Origin of the sequence: Martelella radicis (genome assembly GCF_014196625.1) — a bacterium.
GTDB classification, from domain to species: Bacteria; Pseudomonadota; Alphaproteobacteria; order Rhizobiales; family Rhizobiaceae; genus Martelella; species Martelella radicis.
In genome coordinates, this window is sequence record NZ_JACIDZ010000011.1 from 1 (window position 1) to 19,852 (window position 19,852).

Annotated in this window: 15 protein-coding genes and 1 pseudogene; 9 read left to right on the forward strand and 7 right to left on the reverse strand. The window is 60.1% G+C overall.

Annotation, left to right across the window (positions count from 1 at the left end; all coding sequences use genetic code 11):
- Positions 1-768 (reverse strand): annotated as a pseudogene (locus GGR30_RS15530) (hypothetical protein); the annotation flags it as partial.
- Between the two features lie 594 nt (positions 769-1,362).
- Positions 1,363-2,568 (reverse strand): ROK family transcriptional regulator, encoded by a 1,206-nt coding sequence (locus GGR30_RS15535; RefSeq protein WP_183487945.1) that lies wholly within the window; start codon positions 2,566-2,568, stop codon positions 1,363-1,365.
- 314 nt (positions 2,569-2,882) lie between these two features.
- Here GGR30_RS15535 and GGR30_RS15540 point away from each other — a divergent pair, with 314 nt between their 5' ends.
- The 4 genes from GGR30_RS15540 to GGR30_RS15555 all read left to right on the forward strand — a co-directional run bounded on the left by GGR30_RS15540 (position 2,883) and on the right by GGR30_RS15555 (position 6,490).
- Entirely contained in the window at positions 2,883-3,899 is a 1,017-nt protein-coding gene (locus GGR30_RS15540; RefSeq protein ID WP_183487947.1) for a sugar ABC transporter substrate-binding protein, read from the forward strand.
- Between the two features lie 91 nt (positions 3,900-3,990).
- Entirely contained in the window at positions 3,991-5,070 is a 1,080-nt protein-coding gene (locus tag GGR30_RS15545; protein ID WP_183487949.1) for an ABC transporter permease, read from the forward strand.
- Positions 5,067-5,855, forward strand: coding sequence for an ATP-binding cassette domain-containing protein (locus GGR30_RS15550; protein ID WP_183487951.1), 789 nt, complete (start codon positions 5,067-5,069; stop codon positions 5,853-5,855). Before GGR30_RS15545 ends, GGR30_RS15550 begins: the two co-directional genes overlap by 4 nt.
- The gene (locus GGR30_RS15555) at positions 5,855-6,490 is read left to right on the forward strand and encodes a nucleoside/nucleotide kinase family protein (protein WP_183487953.1); all 636 of its coding nucleotides are present in this window, start codon (positions 5,855-5,857) and stop codon (positions 6,488-6,490) included. The genes GGR30_RS15550 and GGR30_RS15555 overlap by 1 nt, the downstream gene beginning before the upstream one ends.
- A 118-nt stretch (positions 6,491-6,608) precedes the next feature.
- Here GGR30_RS15555 and yicI read toward each other — a convergent pair whose 3' ends face one another.
- The 5 genes from yicI to GGR30_RS15580 form a co-directional block, all read right to left on the reverse strand.
- A complete protein-coding gene (yicI, locus tag GGR30_RS15560) occupies positions 6,609-8,927 on the reverse strand; it encodes an alpha-xylosidase (RefSeq protein ID WP_183487962.1) in 2,319 nt (772 codons plus the stop codon).
- Positions 8,928-8,997: 70 nt separating this feature from the next.
- Complete coding sequence (locus tag GGR30_RS15565) at positions 8,998-10,065, reverse strand: ABC transporter ATP-binding protein (RefSeq protein ID WP_183487964.1); 1,068 nt, start codon at positions 10,063-10,065, stop codon at positions 8,998-9,000.
- A complete protein-coding gene (locus GGR30_RS15570) occupies positions 10,062-10,889 on the reverse strand; it encodes a carbohydrate ABC transporter permease (RefSeq protein WP_183487966.1) in 828 nt (275 codons plus the stop codon). Before GGR30_RS15570 ends, GGR30_RS15565 begins: the two co-directional genes overlap by 4 nt.
- Positions 10,886-11,788, reverse strand: a complete 903-nt coding sequence (locus GGR30_RS15575; RefSeq protein WP_183487969.1) for a carbohydrate ABC transporter permease — start codon at positions 11,786-11,788, stop codon at positions 10,886-10,888. The genes GGR30_RS15570 and GGR30_RS15575 overlap by 4 nt, the downstream gene beginning before the upstream one ends.
- A gap of 114 nt (positions 11,789-11,902) precedes the next feature.
- On the reverse strand, positions 11,903-13,132 hold the full coding sequence (locus tag GGR30_RS15580; RefSeq protein WP_425488362.1) for an ABC transporter substrate-binding protein: 1,230 nt from the start codon (positions 13,130-13,132) through the stop codon (positions 11,903-11,905).
- A 230-nt stretch (positions 13,133-13,362) separates the two neighbouring features.
- On the opposite strand from GGR30_RS15580, the gene GGR30_RS15585 reads away from it, so the two are divergent.
- The 5 genes from GGR30_RS15585 to GGR30_RS15605 all read left to right on the forward strand — a co-directional run bounded on the left by GGR30_RS15585 (position 13,363) and on the right by GGR30_RS15605 (position 19,780).
- On the forward strand, positions 13,363-14,397 hold the full coding sequence (locus tag GGR30_RS15585; protein WP_183487971.1) for a LacI family DNA-binding transcriptional regulator: 1,035 nt from the start codon (positions 13,363-13,365) through the stop codon (positions 14,395-14,397).
- Positions 14,398-14,671: 274 nt separating this feature from the next.
- Positions 14,672-16,090: a dihydropyrimidinase gene (gene hydA, locus GGR30_RS15590; RefSeq protein ID WP_183487973.1), complete on the forward strand. Its 1,419-nt coding sequence runs from the start codon at positions 14,672-14,674 to the stop codon at positions 16,088-16,090.
- Between the two features lie 798 nt (positions 16,091-16,888).
- On the forward strand, positions 16,889-17,872 hold the full coding sequence (locus tag GGR30_RS15595; RefSeq protein WP_183487976.1) for a TRAP transporter substrate-binding protein: 984 nt from the start codon (positions 16,889-16,891) through the stop codon (positions 17,870-17,872).
- A 122-nt stretch (positions 17,873-17,994) separates the two neighbouring features.
- Positions 17,995-18,486: a TRAP transporter small permease gene (locus GGR30_RS15600; RefSeq protein ID WP_183487978.1), complete on the forward strand. Its 492-nt coding sequence runs from the start codon at positions 17,995-17,997 to the stop codon at positions 18,484-18,486.
- On the forward strand, positions 18,476-19,780 hold the full coding sequence (locus GGR30_RS15605; protein WP_183487979.1) for a TRAP transporter large permease: 1,305 nt from the start codon (positions 18,476-18,478) through the stop codon (positions 19,778-19,780). The genes GGR30_RS15600 and GGR30_RS15605 overlap by 11 nt, the downstream gene beginning before the upstream one ends.
- Positions 19,781-19,852 lie beyond the last annotated feature (72 nt).

Sequence of the window (19,852 nt, forward strand, 5' to 3'; positions counted from 1 at the left end):
GTCTGACGAACTGATGGTATTGGTGACGGTCTGGTTGCCGCTGGCCGTCCAGATGCTGAGCCTTGTCGACGGCGAGAGGACGATGTCTCCTGCCACGGAACCATTCTGGTAGAGAGTTTCGAACGGGTAATAGCCGCCGAGATCCAGAAGGCCGGTCCTGAGAAAGGTCGTCCCGGTATAGGTCAGATCGGCGAGGACGGTTAACCAGGCTACGCCGTTTGCGCCGCCGGGCCCGTCGATGATGAGATCGGTGGGCGAATTGTCGGCCTTGTTGGTGATACTCACTTCAAGGATCTGCTGCACGCTGGTGATCCGGTGCAGCGTGCCGGCATTTCCGGAACCCGGCGCAAGGCGCAGAGCGCCGTTTCCGACGAACTGAAGGGTGTTGAAATCATCGACACCGGGCGGCGAATTGCTTGAGTCAAAGGTGATCGTATCGAAATCGACTGTACCGTCGACGGTCACGCTGAAGTAATTCTGTTCAAGTCCTGTGAAAATGGCATTGAGACCGGTTCCGTTCGGCCAGTTTTCGCCCGAACCGGTCATGTTTGTGGGATCGGACGTCCAGTTTGCGGCGTTTGTCGCCCATGTTCCGGCGCCGGCGACGAGTGACGATCCATCGCCGAAAGTGCCACCGGCATTCCAGTAGAGGTCCTGAGCCACAGCCTGTTGCGGCATGCCGCTGTAGAGCGCCACGCCGCTTGCCAGAAGCAGGGTCGTGAAAGCCGTTCCAGAAAGAAAGCGGGAAAAAAGGCTGGTTTGGTTCAAAGCCGTCGGCCGGGCGACCTTCTTAATTTCAGTTGATTTGAATACATGGGACATTTTGATTCGATCCTCTTCAATTCAAGGCCTGTTGAACGGGTTTTGGATAATGATTCCCGCCGCCTGTCATTGTGAGAGTTGTATAAATCCATTAAGAAATACTTGTTAAATTTTTGTTTATGTGAATATATATTTTATAATATATTTTATTATAAGATTATAATTTAGTTTTATTTAGTAACTCATTGGGTTTTGTTTTGACGGTTGCGCCTGGCATCCCGGTTTCGGGGGGGGCGGTTAAGCCAAACGCTTTTGTTGTCTTCCATCTACGGGACTTGCTATCACTTTGGGAACCGGTCGGGCTTGCTGGGATAGGCTTGGAAAGATGTGCGGTCGCCAAGTGCCGATCAACGCTCAGGCGGGAGCCGCGTTTGGCGGAGTTGGCAACGTCGCCGGAACCGGATGGTCGAGCGGGGCACGCGCCATACGCCATACCGGCAATTGCGGTTTCGTCCGATTGCGCGAATATGCCCTTGGACGGGGCGCGAGCGTATGCGGCGCAGCGCCATTCCGTGGAACGCCGCTCTTTCACGCAGGAGATTATTTTCTCTGAAGCGTGTTCTGGTCGATCATATAGTCGGTTGAGATGCAATGGGCGGCCGCGCCCAGCGCGCGGGCCACCGAGCCGAAATGTCCGGGGCCGATCTCCGGCCGGTACACGCCCTGAAGATCGAGCTGGTCCATCTGCCGCCGGACTTCGCCCACCAAACGCGCGCGCACCGCGTCGGGGAATGCGCCGTCGATGATCACCGCCTCGAAATCGATGATCGCAAGGGTGGAGACGATTGCGTGGCCGAGGCTGCGCCCGGCGCGCGCTATCCAGTCGCCGACCAGCGGTTCGAACTGATCCCAGTCCGGGTTTTCGACATAAAGCGCGTTCGGATCGCCGCCGGCTTTCGTGATCTGGCGCTCAAGCACGGCAAGAGAGGCGTGGTCGATCAGCCGGTGTCCGCCCGGCTCATCGGGGATGCGCAAGGGGCCAAGGCCGCCGGAATTGCCGCGGCGCCCGGTGAACACGCTGCCATTGAGGACGATGCCGCCGCCGATGAAGGTCCCTGCGAAGAAATAGATGAAGTCCTGTCTGTGGTTCTGCGGGCCGAAGACCAGTTCGCAGCGGCAGGCGGCCGTGCCGTCGTTCTCGCAGGTAACGGGACCCGGCACGAAACCGTTCAGCATGCCCTTGATGTCGAGGTCTTGCCATGCGCCCATCTCCTCACGCGGCGCGTCGAAAACATCGCGCCAGTGCCAGAGTTCCGACGGCATGGCGACGCTGAAACCCGACATGTCGCCGCGTTTCTTTCCGGCTGCGCGCAGAAGAGGCGTCAGGTTGGTCTTGATGAAGTCGAGCATGCCGTCTGGCGTGGGGTAGCTGTGCTGGCGCAGGCGCCGGGCGACGACGGCGCCGGTGAAATCGGCGATCACCATGTCGAAGCTGCGTCGACCGACCTTGAGGCCGACATAATGGCGGGCATCGGGATTGAGGCACATTGGCACCGATGGCTGTCCGACGCGCCCGCGAATTGGGGCCTGGCGCAGAAGCAGGCCGTCGGCCTCCAGGGCCTTGAAGATCACTGATACGGCATTGGGTGAAAGGCCGGTCGCGCGGGTCGCCTCGGCCTTGGTCAGAGCGCCATACTGACGAATGAGATGCAGGACAAGGCGTTCGTTGAAGCCTCGCACGGCCGTCTGGTTCGAGCCCCTGATCGGAGTCGACAGCAATAGGTCTTCTTTATCCTCGGTTTTCATTCTTGTTGTTTTCCAGTGGCTTGCCGATGGCGACGCCGGAATGAGCGCGGGCTTGAAATAGTCACGCAATCATAGGGGCGGCCTTCCGCGCGCACAAGCGGCTTTGCGTTGCGTCCGGTGAATTAATACTTCATTCAAAAGTTTTTATTGACACGCGTCAAACACGGTCCTAGCCTTCCCGTGGCCATCGCGGCAGGGAGGAGACTGTCCGGCGAAACAGAGGAACGATCGACCGAAAGATCGTTTCGATGTCGCCGAAAAATACTTCCTTATGAAATATTAAATGGTGCGGTGGCCTAACACGGGAGAGAGCTATGAAGATTGTTAAGATGGCTGCCTTGAGCCTTTTGGCCGTAACGGCCGCCGCCGGAACTGCGGCGGCAGAGGGCAGCGCCTGCCTGATCACCAAAACGGACACCAACCCCTTTTTCGTCAAGATGAAGGAGGGCGCGAGCCAGCAAGCCAAGGAAATGGGCATTGATCTCAGTACCTATGCCGGCAAGCTCGATGGCGATGTTGAAACCCAGGTCGCTGCGGTGGAAACCTGCATCGCTGCAGGCGCCGACGGCATTCTGATCACCCCCTCCGACAGCCGCGCGCTGACGCCGGTGATCGAACAGGCGAAGGAAGCCGGGCTTCTGGTCATCGCGCTCGACACGCCGTTCGAGCCGGCCGATGTTGCCCATGCCACCTTCGCGACCGACAATTTCAAGGCTGGCGAACTGATCGGCGAATGGGCGCGCGGTCAACTCGGCGACAAGGCCGATGATGCCCGCATCGCGTTTCTGGACCTCAATCCGTCGGAAGTTTCGGTCGACTATCTGCGCGATCAGGGCTTCATGAAGGGCTTCGGCATCGACATCAAGAACCCGACCGATATCGGTGATGAGGACGACCCGCGTATTGCCGGTCATGATGTGACGGACGGCAATGAGGAGGGCGGCCGCAAGGCCATGGAAAACCTGCTTCAGCGCGACCCTTCCATCAATGTCGTCTATACCATCAACGAACCGGCCGCCGCAGGCGCCTATGAGGCGCTGAAGGCCATGGGCCGCGAAAGCGACGTGATCATTGCCTCCGTCGATGGCGGTTGCCCAGGCGTGCGCAATGTGCAGGAGGGCATCATCGGCGCCACCTCGCAGCAATATCCGCTGCTGATGGCCTCGAAGGGCATCGAAGCAATCGCCGCCTTCGCTGCCGACGGCACGGTTCCGGAAACCTCGCCGGGTCTCGATTTCTACAATACCGGCGTCAATCTGGTGACCGACAAGCCGGTCGACGGCGTCCCCTCGATTTCCGTCGAGGAAGGCCTGGCTAAGTGCTGGGGCTGAGCCGAAGCGAAAGCCGGATGCGCGCCACGCGTCCGGCTCCTTCCGGCCTTTGATGCCGTGCCGACAGAAGCAGGTTTTCAGAGAGATTGAGATGAGTGACAAAAACGCCGATACCGCTGGAAACGACTACGAAGCGAGCCTGGCCGAAAGCAACAGGGAACAGGCGCGGTTCGATGAACCCGCTGCCTCGCCGATCGACCGGCTGCGCAATATTCTTCACGGCAACCCCACGCTGGTGCCGATCATCGTGCTTCTGGCAAGCGTCATCGCCTTCGGCTTCGTCGCCGGCGGACGCTTCTTCTCGCCCTTCAACCTGACGCTGATCATGCAGCAGGTGTCGATCATCGGCATGCTGGCGGCAGCGCAGAGCCTCGTGATCATCACCGCGGGCATCGACCTTTCCGTGGCGGCGATCATGGTGCTGATTTCCGTCATCATGGGCAATCTGGCGGTCTATCTCGGCGTGCCGGCCCCGCTCGCCATCATCATCGGTTTTGCCGGCGGAGCATCTGCCGGCGCGCTGAACGGTTTTCTCATCACCAAAATCAAGCTGCCGCCCTTCATCACGACGCTTGGGACCTGGAACGTCTACTACGCTCTTGACCTCTGGCTTTCAGGGGCACAGTCGATCCGCAGCCAGGACATTGATGCGGAAGCGCCGCTCCTCAAATTCTTCGGCGAGGCGGTTCAGATCGGCAGCGCACGCCTGACCTACGGTTCCATCCTGATGGTGGTAACCTTCGCGGCACTGTGGTTTCTGCTCAACAAGACCGCCTGGGGCCGGCATGTCTATGCCACAGGCGATGACAAGGAGGCGGCCGAGCTCGCCGGTATCCGAACCGACCGAACGCTGGTGTCCGTCTACATGCTTGCGGGGCTCGTCTGCGCCCTCGCTGCCTGGTCGTCGATCGGCCGCGTCGGGTCGATCAGCCCGCAGGCCTTCTACGAGGGGAATCTGCAATCGATCACGGCCGTGGTGATCGGCGGGATTTCGCTTTTCGGCGGGCGCGGCTCGGTGCTCGGGGCCCTGTTCGGCGCCCTTATCGTCGGCGTGTTCCAGTCAGGCCTGCGTCTGGCCGGAGTCGATGTGCTCTGGCAGGTCTTCGCCATCGGCTGGCTCATCATCATCGCGGTCGCAATCGACCAGTGGATCAGAAAGGCAGCGGCATGACCGGAGACAGAAAGCCGATCTTGAAGGCACGCAACATCGTCAAGCGCTATGGCCGGGTCGTGGCGTTGGACCACGCGGATTTCGATCTCTATCCAGGCGAAATCCTGGCGGTGATCGGCGACAATGGCGCGGGAAAGTCGTCGCTGATAAAGGCGCTTTCAGGCGCCATTCAGATCGACGACGGCGAGATGCATCTGGAGGACAGGCCGATCCATTTCGGCTCTCCGCTGGAGGCCCGTGACGCCGGCATCGAGACCGTCTACCAGACGCTTGCGCTTTCTCCAGCGCTGTCCATCACCGACAACATGTTCATCGGCCGACAGATCATCAAGCCCGGTCTGCTTGGCCGCTGGCTCAAGGTTCTGGATCATAAGGCGATGGAGAGTTTTGCCCGCGAGAAGCTGTCCGAACTCGGACTGATGACGATCCAGGACATCAATCAGGCGGTCGAGACACTGTCCGGCGGCCAGCGACAGGGCGTGGCGGTGGCGCGGGCGGCCGCGTTCGGCTCCAAGGTCATCATTCTCGACGAGCCGACGGCAGCGCTTGGCGTCAAGGAGAGCCGCAAGGTGCTGGAACTTATTCAGGATGTGCGTTCGCGCGGCATTCCGATCGTTCTCATTTCACACAACATGCCGCATGTCTTCGAGGTGGCGGATCGCATTCATGTGCATCGTCTGGGTAAAAGACTTTGCGTGCTGAACCCCAGGGATTATACGATGGCAGATGCCGTCGCCTTCATGACAGGCGCCAAGGAGCCTCCGCGCGAACACCAGGCTGCATGATGAAATCCGAACTTGACAGGCATACCGACGCGGTGGTCGATCTGATCGGCCGCGTCGCAAGACCCGGCGCGCGCAGTGTGATCGCCATTGCCGGCCCGCCCGGTTCCGGCAAATCGACGCTCGCCGCCGAGACCGTTGCGCGGTTGAACGCCGCAGCGGCGATGTCGCGGGCCGCGCTTCTGCCCATGGACGGGTTCCATCTGGACAACAGTGTTCTCGATGAGCGCGGCCTGCGCGCTGTCAAGGGCGCGCCGGAAACATTCGACGCCGAGGGCTTCGTCAGACTGATCAGGAAAGTCCGCGCCGGCGGGGACGATATCCGTTTTCCGCTGTTCGACCGGGCTGAGGACAGGACGCTTGCCGATGCAGGCCTGTTGCCGGCATCGACGCCCATCGTCATCGTCGAGGGCAATTATCTGCTGTTGAACACAGGGCCCTGGGCGGCGCTGAAACCGCTCTTTGACGCGAGTGTGATGATTTCACCGCCGCTTGACGTACTGGAGGAACGCCTCGTGGCGCGTTGGATGAGCTATGGCCTTTCATCCGAGGCGGCGGCGCGGCGGGCATCGGGCAACGACATCGTCAACGCCCGAACAGTCATTGATAGCAGCGCGGACGCAGACATTCGCCTGTGAACCGTCTCATCTGGACCGCGAAGTCCATTGATCCGCCAAACATTGCCGCAAGGCGGCCCGATCACGAAAAAAAACCGCCCCGGAAAATCCGGAGCGGTCGATCTCGATGTTTTGAGATTCAAAGCGTTACCGTGACATTCCCCTTGCCGTTGACGATCACGCCTTCGGTGGTTTCCTCGATGCTGGCGCCCTCGGCGCCGGAAACCTTGGCGATGCCCTGCAGGCGCAGGCGCCACGGACGGGACGCATCTTCCGCCGTGACCGTCAACGCGCTGCCGTTGCGGGAAGCGGCCAGCTCCTGCGCTTTCACGCCCTTGTCGGCGAAGATGGTGGCTTTCGCCGTCTTGCCGTCTTCGAGCGCATAGAGAGCAAAGAGCGCGCCTTCCGCATAGTCGTAGTCCGGCTTGTCGTCGACCGCGCCCCAGACGATGAGGCTTGAGGGGCGGACGTAAAGCGGCAGGCTCATGAAGTCGTGGTTTTCGATGCGCCAGCTTCCGCCTTCGACTTCTTCACCCGAAAGAAGATGCGTCCAGCGGCCCTTCGGCAGGTAGATTTCGGCATTTCCCGCCTTGTCGAGAACCGGCGCCACGAGAAGCTTCTCGCCGAGCATGTACTGGCGGTCGAGCGCGTCGCAGGTCCGGTCTTCCGGAAATTCCAGCATCATGGCGCGCATCACCGGCAGACCGGTCTTGGGCGCTTCGCAGGCGGCCTCGTAGATCGTCGGCATCAGGCGCATCTTCAGCTTGGTGAAGAAACGCAGGACATCGACGGCTTCCTCGTCATAGAGCCACGGCACGCGATAGGACTTGGAGCCGTGCAGACGCGAATGGCTGGAGAGCAGGCCGAAGGCGCACCAGCGCTTGTAGACATCGGCTTCCGCCGTTGCCTCGAAGCCGCCAATGTCATGGCTCCAGAAACCGAAGCCGGAAAGGCCGAGCGACAGGCCGCCGCGCAGGGATTCGGCCATGGATTCGTAATCCGAATAGCAGTCGCCGCCCCAGTGAACCGGGAACTGCTGGCCACCGGTAGTGGCGGAGCGGGCAAACAGCACCGCCTCGTCCTCGCCCTTCGTCTCCTGCAGGGCCTCGTAGACGACCTTGTTGTAGAGGAAGGTATAGTAGTTGTGCATGGTCTCGGCGTCGGAGCCGTCATGATAGGCAACGTCGACCGGAATGCGCTCGCCGAAATCGGTCTTGAAGCAGTCGACGCCCTGGGCCACCAGATCCTTCAGATAACCGGCATACCAGTCGCAGGCTTCCGGGTTGGTGAAGTCGACCACGGCCTGGCCGGGCTGCCAGCGGTCCCACTGCCAGACGGAACCGTCTTCCCGCTTGATCAGGTAGCCGTTTTCCTTGCCCTCGTCGAAGAGCTTGGATTCCTGGGCGATATAGGGATTGATCCAGACGCAGATGTTGAGGCCGCGCTCCTTGTAGCGCTTCAGCATGGCTTCCGGCTCCGGGAAGGTTTCCGGATCCCATTCGAAATCGCACCAGTGCAGGCCGCGCATCCAGAAGCAGTCGAAATGGAAGACGTGGAGCGGAATGTCGCGCTCGGCCATGCCGTCGAGGAAGCTGGTGACCGTTGCCTCGTCATATTCGGTGGTGAACGAGGTTGTCAGCCACAGGCCGAAGGACCAGCGGGCCGGCAGCGCCGGGCGGCCGGTGAGCTTGGTGTAGCGGTCGATGACGCCCTTGGGGTCCGGCCCGTCGATGACGTAATATTCGAGGCTTTCGCCCGGAACGGAAAACAGCGCCTTGTGAACCTTCTCCGAGCCGACTTCGAACTCGACGCGGCCCGGATTGTTGACGAAAACGCCCCAGCCGCGATTGGTGAGGAAGAAGGGGATGTTCTTGTAGGCCTGGTCGGTATTGGCGCCGCCGTCGCGGTTCCAGATATCGACCATCTGGCCGTTCTTGACGAATTCGGTGAAACGCTCGCCAAGACCATAGACCTTCGTGCCGACACCGAGGCTCAAGCGCTCGAACATATGGGTGCGGTCATTGTCGTCATGGTCGATGGCATGGCCGCCGGCCTTGTAGTCGGAACCGGTGATCGGTTTGCCGTCACGCAGGAATTCGAGGTTCCAGCGGCCGGTCATGGCGATGCGGGCGGTGAGGTTGCCGCTTTTCAGGGTGGCAAACTCGTCCGTGATCTCGATTTCCGGCGCAAAGCCTTCGTCCGGGTAGAGTTCGAAATGCGGACCCTTGTCGAGAACGCCGCGGAAGTGCTCGCTCTTCACCCCGATCATGCCTTCCATCGGCGCGGAGAGGGTGAGGATGATCAGGCGGGCATTGATCTGGTTGGACCGGTCGTTCATCGGCCAGGTCGTGGCGCGGATGACCAGATTGCCATCTTTCACGCGGGCATCGAAGGCCTCGAGCGGCTGATTGAGGTCGAAGTTCTGGCGAACATGCCAGTTGCCGTCCATGATTTTCATGTGTGTATTCCTTTGAATTCTGGGAGCGATGGCGGGGAGAGGCGCCATCGCTCACCGCAAGATCAGCCGGTCAGAGCCGGACGCCGGTCTCGCGGTCGAAGATGTGGATGAGTTCCGGGGCGATCCGCATGTTCAGCGGCTCGCCGGGCGTCACGGCGGCGCGGTCGTTGATGACGACGGCGATCTCCGGGTCACTGGCGGTGAACAGGAAGGTCGTCGCGCCCGTGGCTTCCGCGATGCGGAGCGGGAGGCTGAACTGGGCTTCTTCCGCCGAAACCAGCTCGAGATGTTCGGGGCGTAAGCCCACGGTCACCTTGCGACCGGCTTCCAGCTTGCCCGCATAGGGCAGAACATCGCCGTCACCGAGTTCGAGCTTCAGGCTGTGGCCGTCCTCGCCCACAATTGCCGGCAGGAAATTCATCGCCGGAGAGCCGATGAAGCCGGCGACGAACTGGTTTGCCGGGCTGTCATAGAGTTCCAGCGGCGCGCCCTGCTGCTCGATCCGGCCTTCCTTCATCAGGACGACGCGGTCGGCCATGGTCATGGCCTCGATCTGGTCGTGGGTGACATAGACCGAGGTTGCGCCAAGGCGATCATGCAGCGTGCGGATTTCCTTGCGCATGTGAACGCGCAGCGCCGCATCGAGGTTGGACAGCGGCTCGTCGAAGAGGAAGGCCTTCGGATCGCGGATGATGGCGCGGCTCATGGCCACGCGCTGGCGCTGACCGCCGGAGAGTTCGCGCGGATAGCGTTCCAGCAGGTTTGAAAGCCCCGTGGTCTCGGCCACTTCGCGGGCCTTCACCTGGGCATCTTTCTTCTTCATGCCGTGGGTGCGCAGGCTGTAGGTCAGGTTTTCCTCGACCGTCATATGCGGATAGAGCGCATAGGACTGGAACACCATGGCGATGTCGCGCCGGCGCGGCGGCATGTCGTTCATCAGATCGCCGGCGATCTTTACCTCGCCGCCGGAGATCTTTTCAAGGCCGGCCAGCGTGCGCAACAGCGTGGACTTGCCGCAACCGGACGGGCCGACAAGCGCGACGAACTCGCCCTTTTCGATCGTGAGGTTGACGTTCTTGAGGGCGTGGTAGCGGCCGTAATACTTCTCGACCGCGTTGAATTCGATCTGGGTTGTCATTTCAAAGCTCCCGAGGTCAGGCCGGAGACGATCTTGCGCTGCAGCAGCACGAAGGCAGCGAGGATGGGGGTTACGTAGATCGAGGCGTAGGCCATGATCCGGTTCCAATCGACCGAGTTCGGACCCATGAAGGTGGAGAGACCGACGCTTGCCGGCTGCAGCTCGACGTCCTGGATCAGCGACTTGGAGTAGACGAATTCGCCAAAGGCCTGCATGAAGATCAACAGCGCGCTGACGAGGATGCCGTTGCGGGCAAGCGGCAGCACGATGTGGATGAAGGCGCCGAAGCGGGAATTGCCGTCAACGAGCGCCGCCTCTTCAAGCTCCGCAGGCACGTTCATGAAGGTGGCGCGCACCAGCACCACGAAGAACGGCATGGCCTTGGCGGTGATCGCCACGATGACGGCGATGCGCGGGTAATCCAGCAGGCCGATCTGCGAGAAGCCGACAAAGATCGGGGTGACCATCAGGGATGCCGGCAGGACCTGAAGCATCAGCACCAGGAACAGGCCGACATCGACCCACACACTGCGGTAGCGGGCCAGGACATAGGCGCAGCCCGAGCCGAGCGTGGCGATGAACAGGACGGCGCAGCTGGCGATGATCAGCGAGTTCTTCAGATAGGTCGCCATGTGGCGCTCGACCCAGACGCCGGCAAAGACGTCCCATTGCGGGTTCGGCGGCACGAAGCTCGGCGGAGCGGCAAACATCGCCGTGCTGGTTTTCAGCGCGGTCACATACATCCAGTAGAGCGGGAAGAGATAGATGGCTGCCAATACCAGACCGCAGGCGATCAGCAGGGTGTTTCGGGTTTTCGGGGTCATCCGCGCACCTCATGGCGGGTCGAGCGCACATAGAAGACGGCCGCGATGATGACGAGGGTGATCATCAGCACCGAAACGGTCGCGCCGCGTGCGAAGTCGTATTCACGGAAGGAAAGCTGCCAGGCCCAGTACTGGGCGACGTTCGAGGAGTTGTTCGGACCGCCATCGGTAATCGCGGCAAACAGGTCGAACTGCTGGAGGGTGAAGATCAGGCCAAGCGACAGGAGCGCGCCGATCGTCGGGCGCATCATCGGAAGCGTGATCGTGTAGAAGCGACGGAATGCGTTGGCGCCGTCAAGGCTTGCGGCTTCATAGAGATCCTTCGGAATGGCGGCGAGGCCGACCGAAAGCAGGATCATGTTGAAGGCGGTGCCAAACCAGATATTGGTGATGATCACGCTCCACAGCGCAAAGTCCGGGGACGAGCGCCAGAAGATCGGGTCGTCAATGACCCCGATCGACTGCAGGAAGAAGTTGATCACGCCGAAATCGCCGGCAAGAAGCCAGTTCCAGATCGCGCCGGTCACAAGACCCGGCATGACCCAGGACACAAGAAACAGGCCGCGCAGATAGGTTGAGCCCGGGAACTGCATGTTGAAGAACAGCGCCAGGAAGAACCCGAAGAGGAATTGACCGCCGAGCGAGCAGAGCACGAAGATCAGCGTATTGCCGAAGATCGGCCAGGCCTGCGGATCGGTCAGCACCGCGATATAGTTGTCGAGGCCGACAAAGGGACGAAAGAAGGTGCCGAGACTGAAGATGTCCACTTCCTGAAAGCTCATGATCACGTTGTAGACCAGAGCCGAACCGGAAATCGCGATCAGAAAGATGAGCGGAATGCCCACCAGTATCAGATCGAAACCACGGCCATCCCAGAGCGTTGAGAGCGCCTTGCGCATTGTTGAAGCTCCCTTGGGCGATTAAACGGATGAAGCCGGGATATCAGGCAAGCCGTCCCCGTCCACGCCCTTTTGGGGGCGTGGCGGGATATCCCGGGTTTCAGGAAAAGCAGATTACTTTCCGGTGATCTTGTCGATCTGGGCCTGGGCCTGGTCAAGCGCCTGCTGCGGCGTCTGCGAACCGGCGAGAGCCGACTGAAGCGCCGTCTGGATGGCCTTGGAAATCTTCGGCCATTCCGGATGCGGACCACGCGGCTGGGAGTACTGCATCTGCTCCAGGAAGACCTGCAGCGCTTCGTCCTTGGCCTCGTTGCCGGTCGGCGGGATCTCGATATCGTTTCGTGCCGGGATCTGGCCGAAGCGTTCGAACAGGTCCTTGTCCTGTTCGGCGAAGAATTCAAGCGCCTTGAAGGCTTCTTCCGGGTGCTCGGTGGAGGAGAAGATCACCCAGTTGTAGTCGCCCATGGCAGATGAGCGCTGCGCATCTTCGGCCGGGATCGGCAGAAGTGAAACGCCCCAGTCGAATTCGGCTTCGTCAGAGGTGCGGTTCAGTTCCCAGGGGCCGGAGATCGCCATGGCGGCATTGCCGGCGTTGAAGGTCGCGGTCGATGCCCACTGCGTGCGCGAGACGGTGTCCGGCGAAGCAAGGCCTTCATCAAGAAGCGTCTTGAAGAAGGTCAGTGCCTCAACGCCGCCCTCGCCGTTGATGTTGTCGTAGCTGCCGCCAGCCATCTGCACGAAAGGCAGGAACTGGAACGTGCCTTCTTCGGAAGCCTTGGCCGAAAAGGCGACGCCGTAGACATCATTTTCCGGGTCATTCAGGGCGCGGGCATCCTCGATCAGCTCGTCCCAGGTCTTCGGCGGCTCTTCGATGCCGGCTTCCTCGAACATGTCCTTGTTGTAGTAGAGCGCGATCGTGTTGGTCGCCTTCGGAACGCCATAGATGCGGCCGTCCCAGGTGGCCGACGCCATCGGGCCTTCAAAATACTCGTCGACATTGATGATGTCGGACTGCTCGATCAAGTCCGTCAGATCAAGAAGGGCCCCGTTGGCGGCCAGCATCGCCGTGTCGGGGTTGTCGACAGCGAAGATGTCTGGTGCACGGCCGACCGAATAGGCGCGCATCGCCTCGCTCATCAGGTCGGCGAAGTTGACCTCACGATAGACGACGTCGATGTTCGGTTCGCTTTCGTCAAATTCACGAGCGAGATCCGGCGTCGGCTGGCCGGTCTTGTCGACGGTCCAGATGTTCAGAGTGACCGGTTCCTGCGCGAGCGTCGGAACAGCCGTGGCGAGGGTCATGGCAGCCGCGGATACACACAGCATTAGTTTGGTGCGATTCATAAATAGCCTCCCGTATAGGTTTTCCGGCCGTCCCCGGCCGGCTTCGACGGATGTTGTCTCGTCGCGATACGGGATGACTCCTCGCAGGGTCAATCGCAATGCGATGCCCCTTGACTGTCATTGACTTTTCAGTCCCGAAATCGCTAAAACACGCTCCGTAAACGTTTACGACCATAGACACGGACCGGTTCTGGTGTCAATAGAGGTACGAACCTCAAAATGGAGAGATCATGACGGGCATTCGTCAGCTCGCTAATCACCTGCAACTTTCGATTGGTACGGTCTCGCGCGCGCTGAATGGCAAGGCGGACGTAAACGCCAAGACGCGCGAGCGGGTTTTGGAGGCGGCTGTTGAACTTGGCTACGTTCCCAACCAGTCGGGTCGCAGCCTGCGCAAGGGCACGACGAGTACGGTCGGTCTGATCCTGACACAAGGCAACAGCCTGGGCGAGAATAATGACAATTTCTTTTTTGGCGTTATCCACGGTCTGCAGACCGCGCTCAAGCGTCACAAACTTGATCTTGTCCTCCTTCTCTGTTCGCGCGATGAGGATCCCGACAGCTTTCTTCAGCGCATGGTGGCGCAACGCATCGTGGACGCGGTGATTCTGACGGCGACCCGAACCCACGACGAGCGTTTTGAAATTCTCAGGCGCGCCAATATGCCCTTCGTTACGCTCGGGCGAAGCGATAGCCTGGGGGACGCATCATGGATCGACCTCGATTTCGAGGGGATTGCCCGCGCCTCGGTCAGGCGGCTCTGTGGCCGCGGCCACAAGCGCATCGCCGTTGCCGTGCCGAATGTGGATGCCAATCTTGGTCCGCTGTTCCTGGAAGGCTACCGCCAGGGTCTCGAGGATTGCGGTCTGCCCTTCGATGAGGCGATCGTGTTTCGTGCGGAGACCAGCGAGGAAGGCGGTTACGATGTCGCGGGCAAGGTTCTGGAGACGGCCGATCGGCCCACGGCCATCCTTCTGATCGCAGAACTGATGTCGGTCGGCCTTTATCGTCGTCTCGGCGAGGCCGGTCTGCTTCCCGGGCGCGATCTTGCCGTGATCGCCGAGCGAGAAAGTCCTGTCGGGCGCTTCCTGCTGCCGAGGCTGACCTGTTTCCGCCTCGACCTCGACGCGCTTGGCCGCATGCTCGGCGAGATGCTGCTTTCGAATCTGCCGGCCTTTGCCGAAAGCTACCAGGATGTTCCGAAAGGCAAGGTCTGGCCGCTGGAACTCGTGGAAGGCGAAAGCGATCCGCCGCTTTTTGCCTGAGTTGCGGGCAGTTCCGGGCGGTGCATTAAAAATGGTCCGCGGGATGCCGGATTCATTGCAATTATTCCGTCTTCGGCGGAATATGTCGGCGCATCCTTCCAAAGCGGGAGCGAGCGGTCGCCTGCTATTCCGGAGGCCTCGAACTTCCGCTTCGCAGTTTTCCCGCTCGTGATGCGATCGCGCCGACACTCATTGTTGCCATGACCGCCCTATTGGGCCAGGCGAATGCGTCCGGCTTGGATCGCGGCGATATTTGATGACCAAGGAGTATTTCATGGCTGATTTCGATCTTCTGATCCGCAACGGCACCTGTGTAACCGCCGCCGATACATTCAATGCCGATATCGCGGTGAAGGGCGGCCGGATCGTCGCCACTGGAACCGATCTCGGCACTGCCGATAGGGAGATTGACGCATCGGGCCTGCTGGTCATGCCTGGCGGCATCGACAGTCATGTTCACCTCGCCCAGCCTTCCGCACCGGGGACGCCGCAAATGGCCGACGGTTTTGAAACGGGTACGCGTTCGGCGATTGCCGGCGGCACCACGACCGTCATTCCCTTCGCGCTGCAGGCGCGCGGCGAAAACCTGCGGGCAGCCGTTGCCGCCTATCACGAGAAGGCGCGCGGGCAATCCTATTGCGATTACGGCTTTCACCTGATCATCACCGATCCGACGCCGCAGGCGCTCGGCCAGGATCTGCCCGGTCTTGTCGAAAGCGGCTACACCTCCTTCAAGGTGTTCATGACCTATGACGACATGGTGCTGAATGACCGCGAGCTTCTCGAAGTGTTCGACTGCGCGCGCGACTGCAAGGCCTTGGTTATGGTCCATTGCGAGGGTTATGACGCCATCCGCTTCATGACGGAGAAACTGGAAAAGGCCGGCAAGACCGCGCCTTACTATCACGGCGTTTCCCGTCCGGAAGTGGTGGAGCGCGAGGCTGCCCACCGCGCCATCAGCCATGCCCAGCTTGTCGACGTGCCGATCATGATCGTCCATGTTTCCGGCCGCGAGGCGATGGAACAGATTCGCTGGGCGCAGCAGCGCGGCCTCAACATCTATGGCGAGACCTGCACGCAATATATCGCGCTGACCGCTGACGACATGAAGGGTTTCAACATGGATGCGACCGGCGGCAAATATGTCTGCTCGCCGCCGCCGCGCGACCGCGATAGCTGGGATGCCATCTGGGAAGGCATTCGCGGCGGCGTGTTCTCGACCTTCTCGTCTGATCACTGCCCCTTCTTCTTCGACGGGCCGGACGGCAAGATGTCGGGCAAGGGCAAGACCTCTTTCCGCTGGGTGCCCAACGGCATTCCGGGCGTTGAGAACCGGCTTCAGATCCTCTTTTCCAAGGGCGTCAGCGAGGGACGGATCTCGCTCAACGAATTTGTTGCCTTGACCTCGACCAACCACGCGAAAATGTACGGCCTCTATCCGAAGAAGGGCTCGATCGCGCCCGGTTTCGACGCAGATCTTGTCTTGTGGGATGCAAATCGCGAGGAGACGATCACCCAGGCCGGCATGCATCACGGCGCCGACTACACCCCCTATGAGGGCCAGAAGGTCAAGGGCTGGCCGGTGATGACGATCCTGCGCGGCAAGACCGTGTGCGAGGAAGGCAAGATCACGGGGTCGCTGGCGGACGGACAGTTCCTGCCGCGCGAAATCTCGCCCTATGCGGCAAAATAGCTCCTTCCAGACAGGGTTGAGGCAGGAAGCTGCAGTTTGATGTCGGGCGCGTTGCCATCTGGCCGTGCGCCTGGCTTTCGGAGCAGGTCTTCGCGACGTCTCGAGCATATGCCGGAGGCCGGGCCCCGGCTGTGAGATAAACAGACACGGCTGCGGGTTCGGCGCAGAGGGATGAAGGCCGGCCTGATGTCTCCGAGCTCCCCAAATGTCAGCCGATGCTTTCAAAGGAAAATTGCCCAATCACATTTTTGCGTTCCTTGCGGCGGGAGACCCCGCAAGGACCGTTTATTTCATCACCGGAAGTGGCAGAAAACGTGATTGACAACGGTCAAGTTTGCTTGAACTGATTGCGCTCTGAGGCTGACAAAAGCAAATGTGCCACCTATTGGTGCATTAAAAGTCCATACAAATTTTTAATCATTTGTTTTATAATGCAAAAATAAATGTGATCGTTCTAGGGTCATGCAGTGAAAAGACACGTTTTCAGGCTGTTAGCTTAACTAATATGCTAGCATACCTTTGTTGCGGAAGTCTCCCGGATGCCGTACACAATGCCTTCAGAGAACCTGAGGTACGTATCTCATGCATAGCCTCCGGACTCTTGATCAACAGGGAGGCGCGTCTGGCCTCAGGGAGTGAAATTGAAGATGCTCAGTCCAGCCGACGGCAGTCGGGCTCCGCTAGTCTAGCGTCCTGAATTCGCCGGAAGCATCGCAAAGCGCTTCGATCAATTCCAAGCCAGATCGATCTCCCCTGAAACCAACACGACCAATTGGAATCTGTTCCAGGGAGGTTTTAATGTCCAAATTCAGCAAAATCGGTCTCGGTATCGCCGCAGCCGTTTCGTTCAGCGCGCTCGCAACCTCGGCCTCGGCTCTGACGCTGCGCGTCTCCGATTCGCACAATACCGACCACTCGACCGTCGTCGCTCTTCAGGAAATGGGCGAAGCCGTTTCCGAGCGCACCAATGGCGAAGTCGACTTCAAGGTCTTCTCGGCGGGCGTTCTCGGCACCGAATCCGAGATGATCAACCAGCTGCGCACCGGCATTCTCGACATCGTTCGCACCAATCCGGCCGACCTTGAGAAGTTCAACCCGGTCTACAGCGCATTCCTGCTGCCTTACCTCTTCAACGACGACGCCAGCGCCACGGCAGCGATGAACGCAGTCAAGGGCGACGTGTTCGAGACCCATCTCGATACCGGTTTCCGTGGCCTGACGTGGAACATCGCTCCGGCCCGTAACTTCTACACGACCGAGACCGAGATTCATTCGCCGGAAGATCTCGCCGGTCTGAAGATTCGCGTCCCCAACAGCCGCTCCATGGCCCGCGCCGTCGAGCTTCTGGGCGCAACGCCGACCCCGATCCCCTTCGGTGAAGCCTACACGGCTCTGCAGCAGGGCATCGTTGACGGCGCAGAGGGCAGCCCGGCGGCACTCATCGACTCCAAACAGGTTGAGATCATCAACTACTTCACCTTCGATCGTCACTTCCTCATCCCGGACGTCATGATCATCTCCACCCGGACCTGGGACAAGCTGACGGAAGAGCAGCAGCAGATCCTCACGGAAGAAGCTGAAAAGTATACGGTTCGCGTCGACGAGCTGGAAGCTGTCAAGAACGCAGCATCCCTGGAAGAATCCAAGGAAGCCGGCGTCACCTTCATCGACGTCGATCTCGCTCCCTTCAAGGAACGCGTTCAGCCGCTCTACGAGGAAATCGCCGAAAACAACCCTGAAGCTGCAGCGATCGTGGAAAAGATCGAAGCCGCTCAGCAGTAAGGCGACGAAAGGCTCGCGTGTCGGCGCGATACGCAACAAAAGGCCCGGTTTCCCCTCGCATCCGGCGAGGGGGGACTACCGCAAGACAGAACCGTCCTCTGCACTCACAATGAGGTTTCCTCATGAAAAACATAAGAACAATCCTCGAAAAAACGGTCCTGTTTCTGATCACCGTTTTTCTCGCTCTTCTGGTCGTCATGGCGACCTGGCAGGTCATCAGCCGCTATGTCCTGAATTCGCCCTCCCAGTTCACTGACGAAGCCCTGCGCTTCACCATGATCTGGCTGGTTTACCTTGGCGCATCCTATGCCTTCGGGCTGACGGACCGGCATATGTCGTTGGGTCTGATCAAGGACGCCCTGAAGGGCCGCAAGCGCTTGATCCTTGAAACCTTCAACTACCTCGCGGTCATGGCATTCATCGTCACCGTGCTTCTGAAGGGTGGTTTCAACCTCGTCTCCGTCGGCGTCGGCCAGCATTCAGACAGCCTCGATCTGCCGATGAACTGGGTCTACGTCATCATACCGCTCGCCGGATTCCTGTCCGTCTTCTTCAAGACGCTCAACTACCGGGAAGTGCTGAACGATATCAGGAGCGAAAAAGATGGACACTAATCTCGTCGCGGGGATCCTCCTCCCGCTTTTCGTGATCCTGATGCTGTGCGGCATGCCGATTGCGGTTGCCATCGGTCTCAGCTCGCTGGCCGCCATCACGGTCATCCTGCCCTATGACCTGATCTTCTTTCAGGGCGCGCAGCAGATGTTCGGCGGCATCAACTCATTCGGCATGCTGGCCGTGCCGTTCTTCATGCTTGCCGGCAACATCATGAACCATGGCGGCATAGCGCGGAAGCTGATCAATCTTGCGCTGATGTTCGGCGGCCGCATGCCCGGCGCGCTCGCCCACGCCAACGTCATGGGCAACATGCTGTTCGGTACGCTTTCGGGCTCCGGCATGGCCTGCACGGCCGCCATCGGCGGCACCATGGCGCCGATCCAGAAGGAAAAAGGCTACGACCCGGCATTCTCGGCTGCCATCAACATTGCCTCGGGTCCCGTTGGCATGCTGATCCCGCCGTCGGGCCTGCTGATCCTGTTTTCGATCGTCAGTGGTGGCGTTTCTGTCGCTGGTCTGTTCATGGGCGGCTGGATCCCCGGCCTTCTGTGGGGCTTTGCAGTCATGCTCGTCGCCTACTTCATGGCCAAGCGCTATAACCTGCCGACCGAAGAATCGGATCTGACCTTCGGCCAGAAGATGAAGGTCGTGCTCGACTCGATCCCTGCATTGATGCTGATCGTGATTGTCATGGGCGGTATTGTCGGCGGCGTCTTCACCGCCACGGAAGGTGCTGCCATCGCCGTTGTCTACAGCCTGCTGCTGTCGCTCTACTATGGCACGATCAACCGAAAGATGCTGATTTCGACGCTCACGGATACAGCCGTCACCACCGGCGTCATCCTGTTCCTCGTCGCGGTATCGAGCCTGATGAGCTGGATCATGGCCTATGCCCAGATTCCGGAAATGATCGGCAACTTCCTGCTGACCGTGACCGACAACAAGATCATCCTGCTTTTGATCATCAACGTTGCCCTGCTGGTTCTCGGCACGTTCATGGATGCGACGCCGGCTATCCTGATCTTTACCCCGATCCTGATGCCGATTGCGACCCAGATGTTCGGCATGGATCCGATCCAGTTCGGCGTGATGATGATCTTCAACCTCGGTATCGGTAATATTACCCCGCCGGTTGGCTGCGTGCTCTTCGTCGGCGCTGCGGTGGGCGAGACCAAGATCGAAAAGGTTCTGCCTTATCTGACCCCGGTCTTCCTGGTTCTGCTCCTGGTGCTTGCTCTCGTCACCTATGTCCCGGCGGTCACACTGTTCCTGCCAAACCTGTTCGGCGTCTAAACCGCAGGCATTGGCAAACCAACACCGGTCCCGTTAGCGGGGCCGGATCGGGACGGGGGTCTCCTCCTCCCA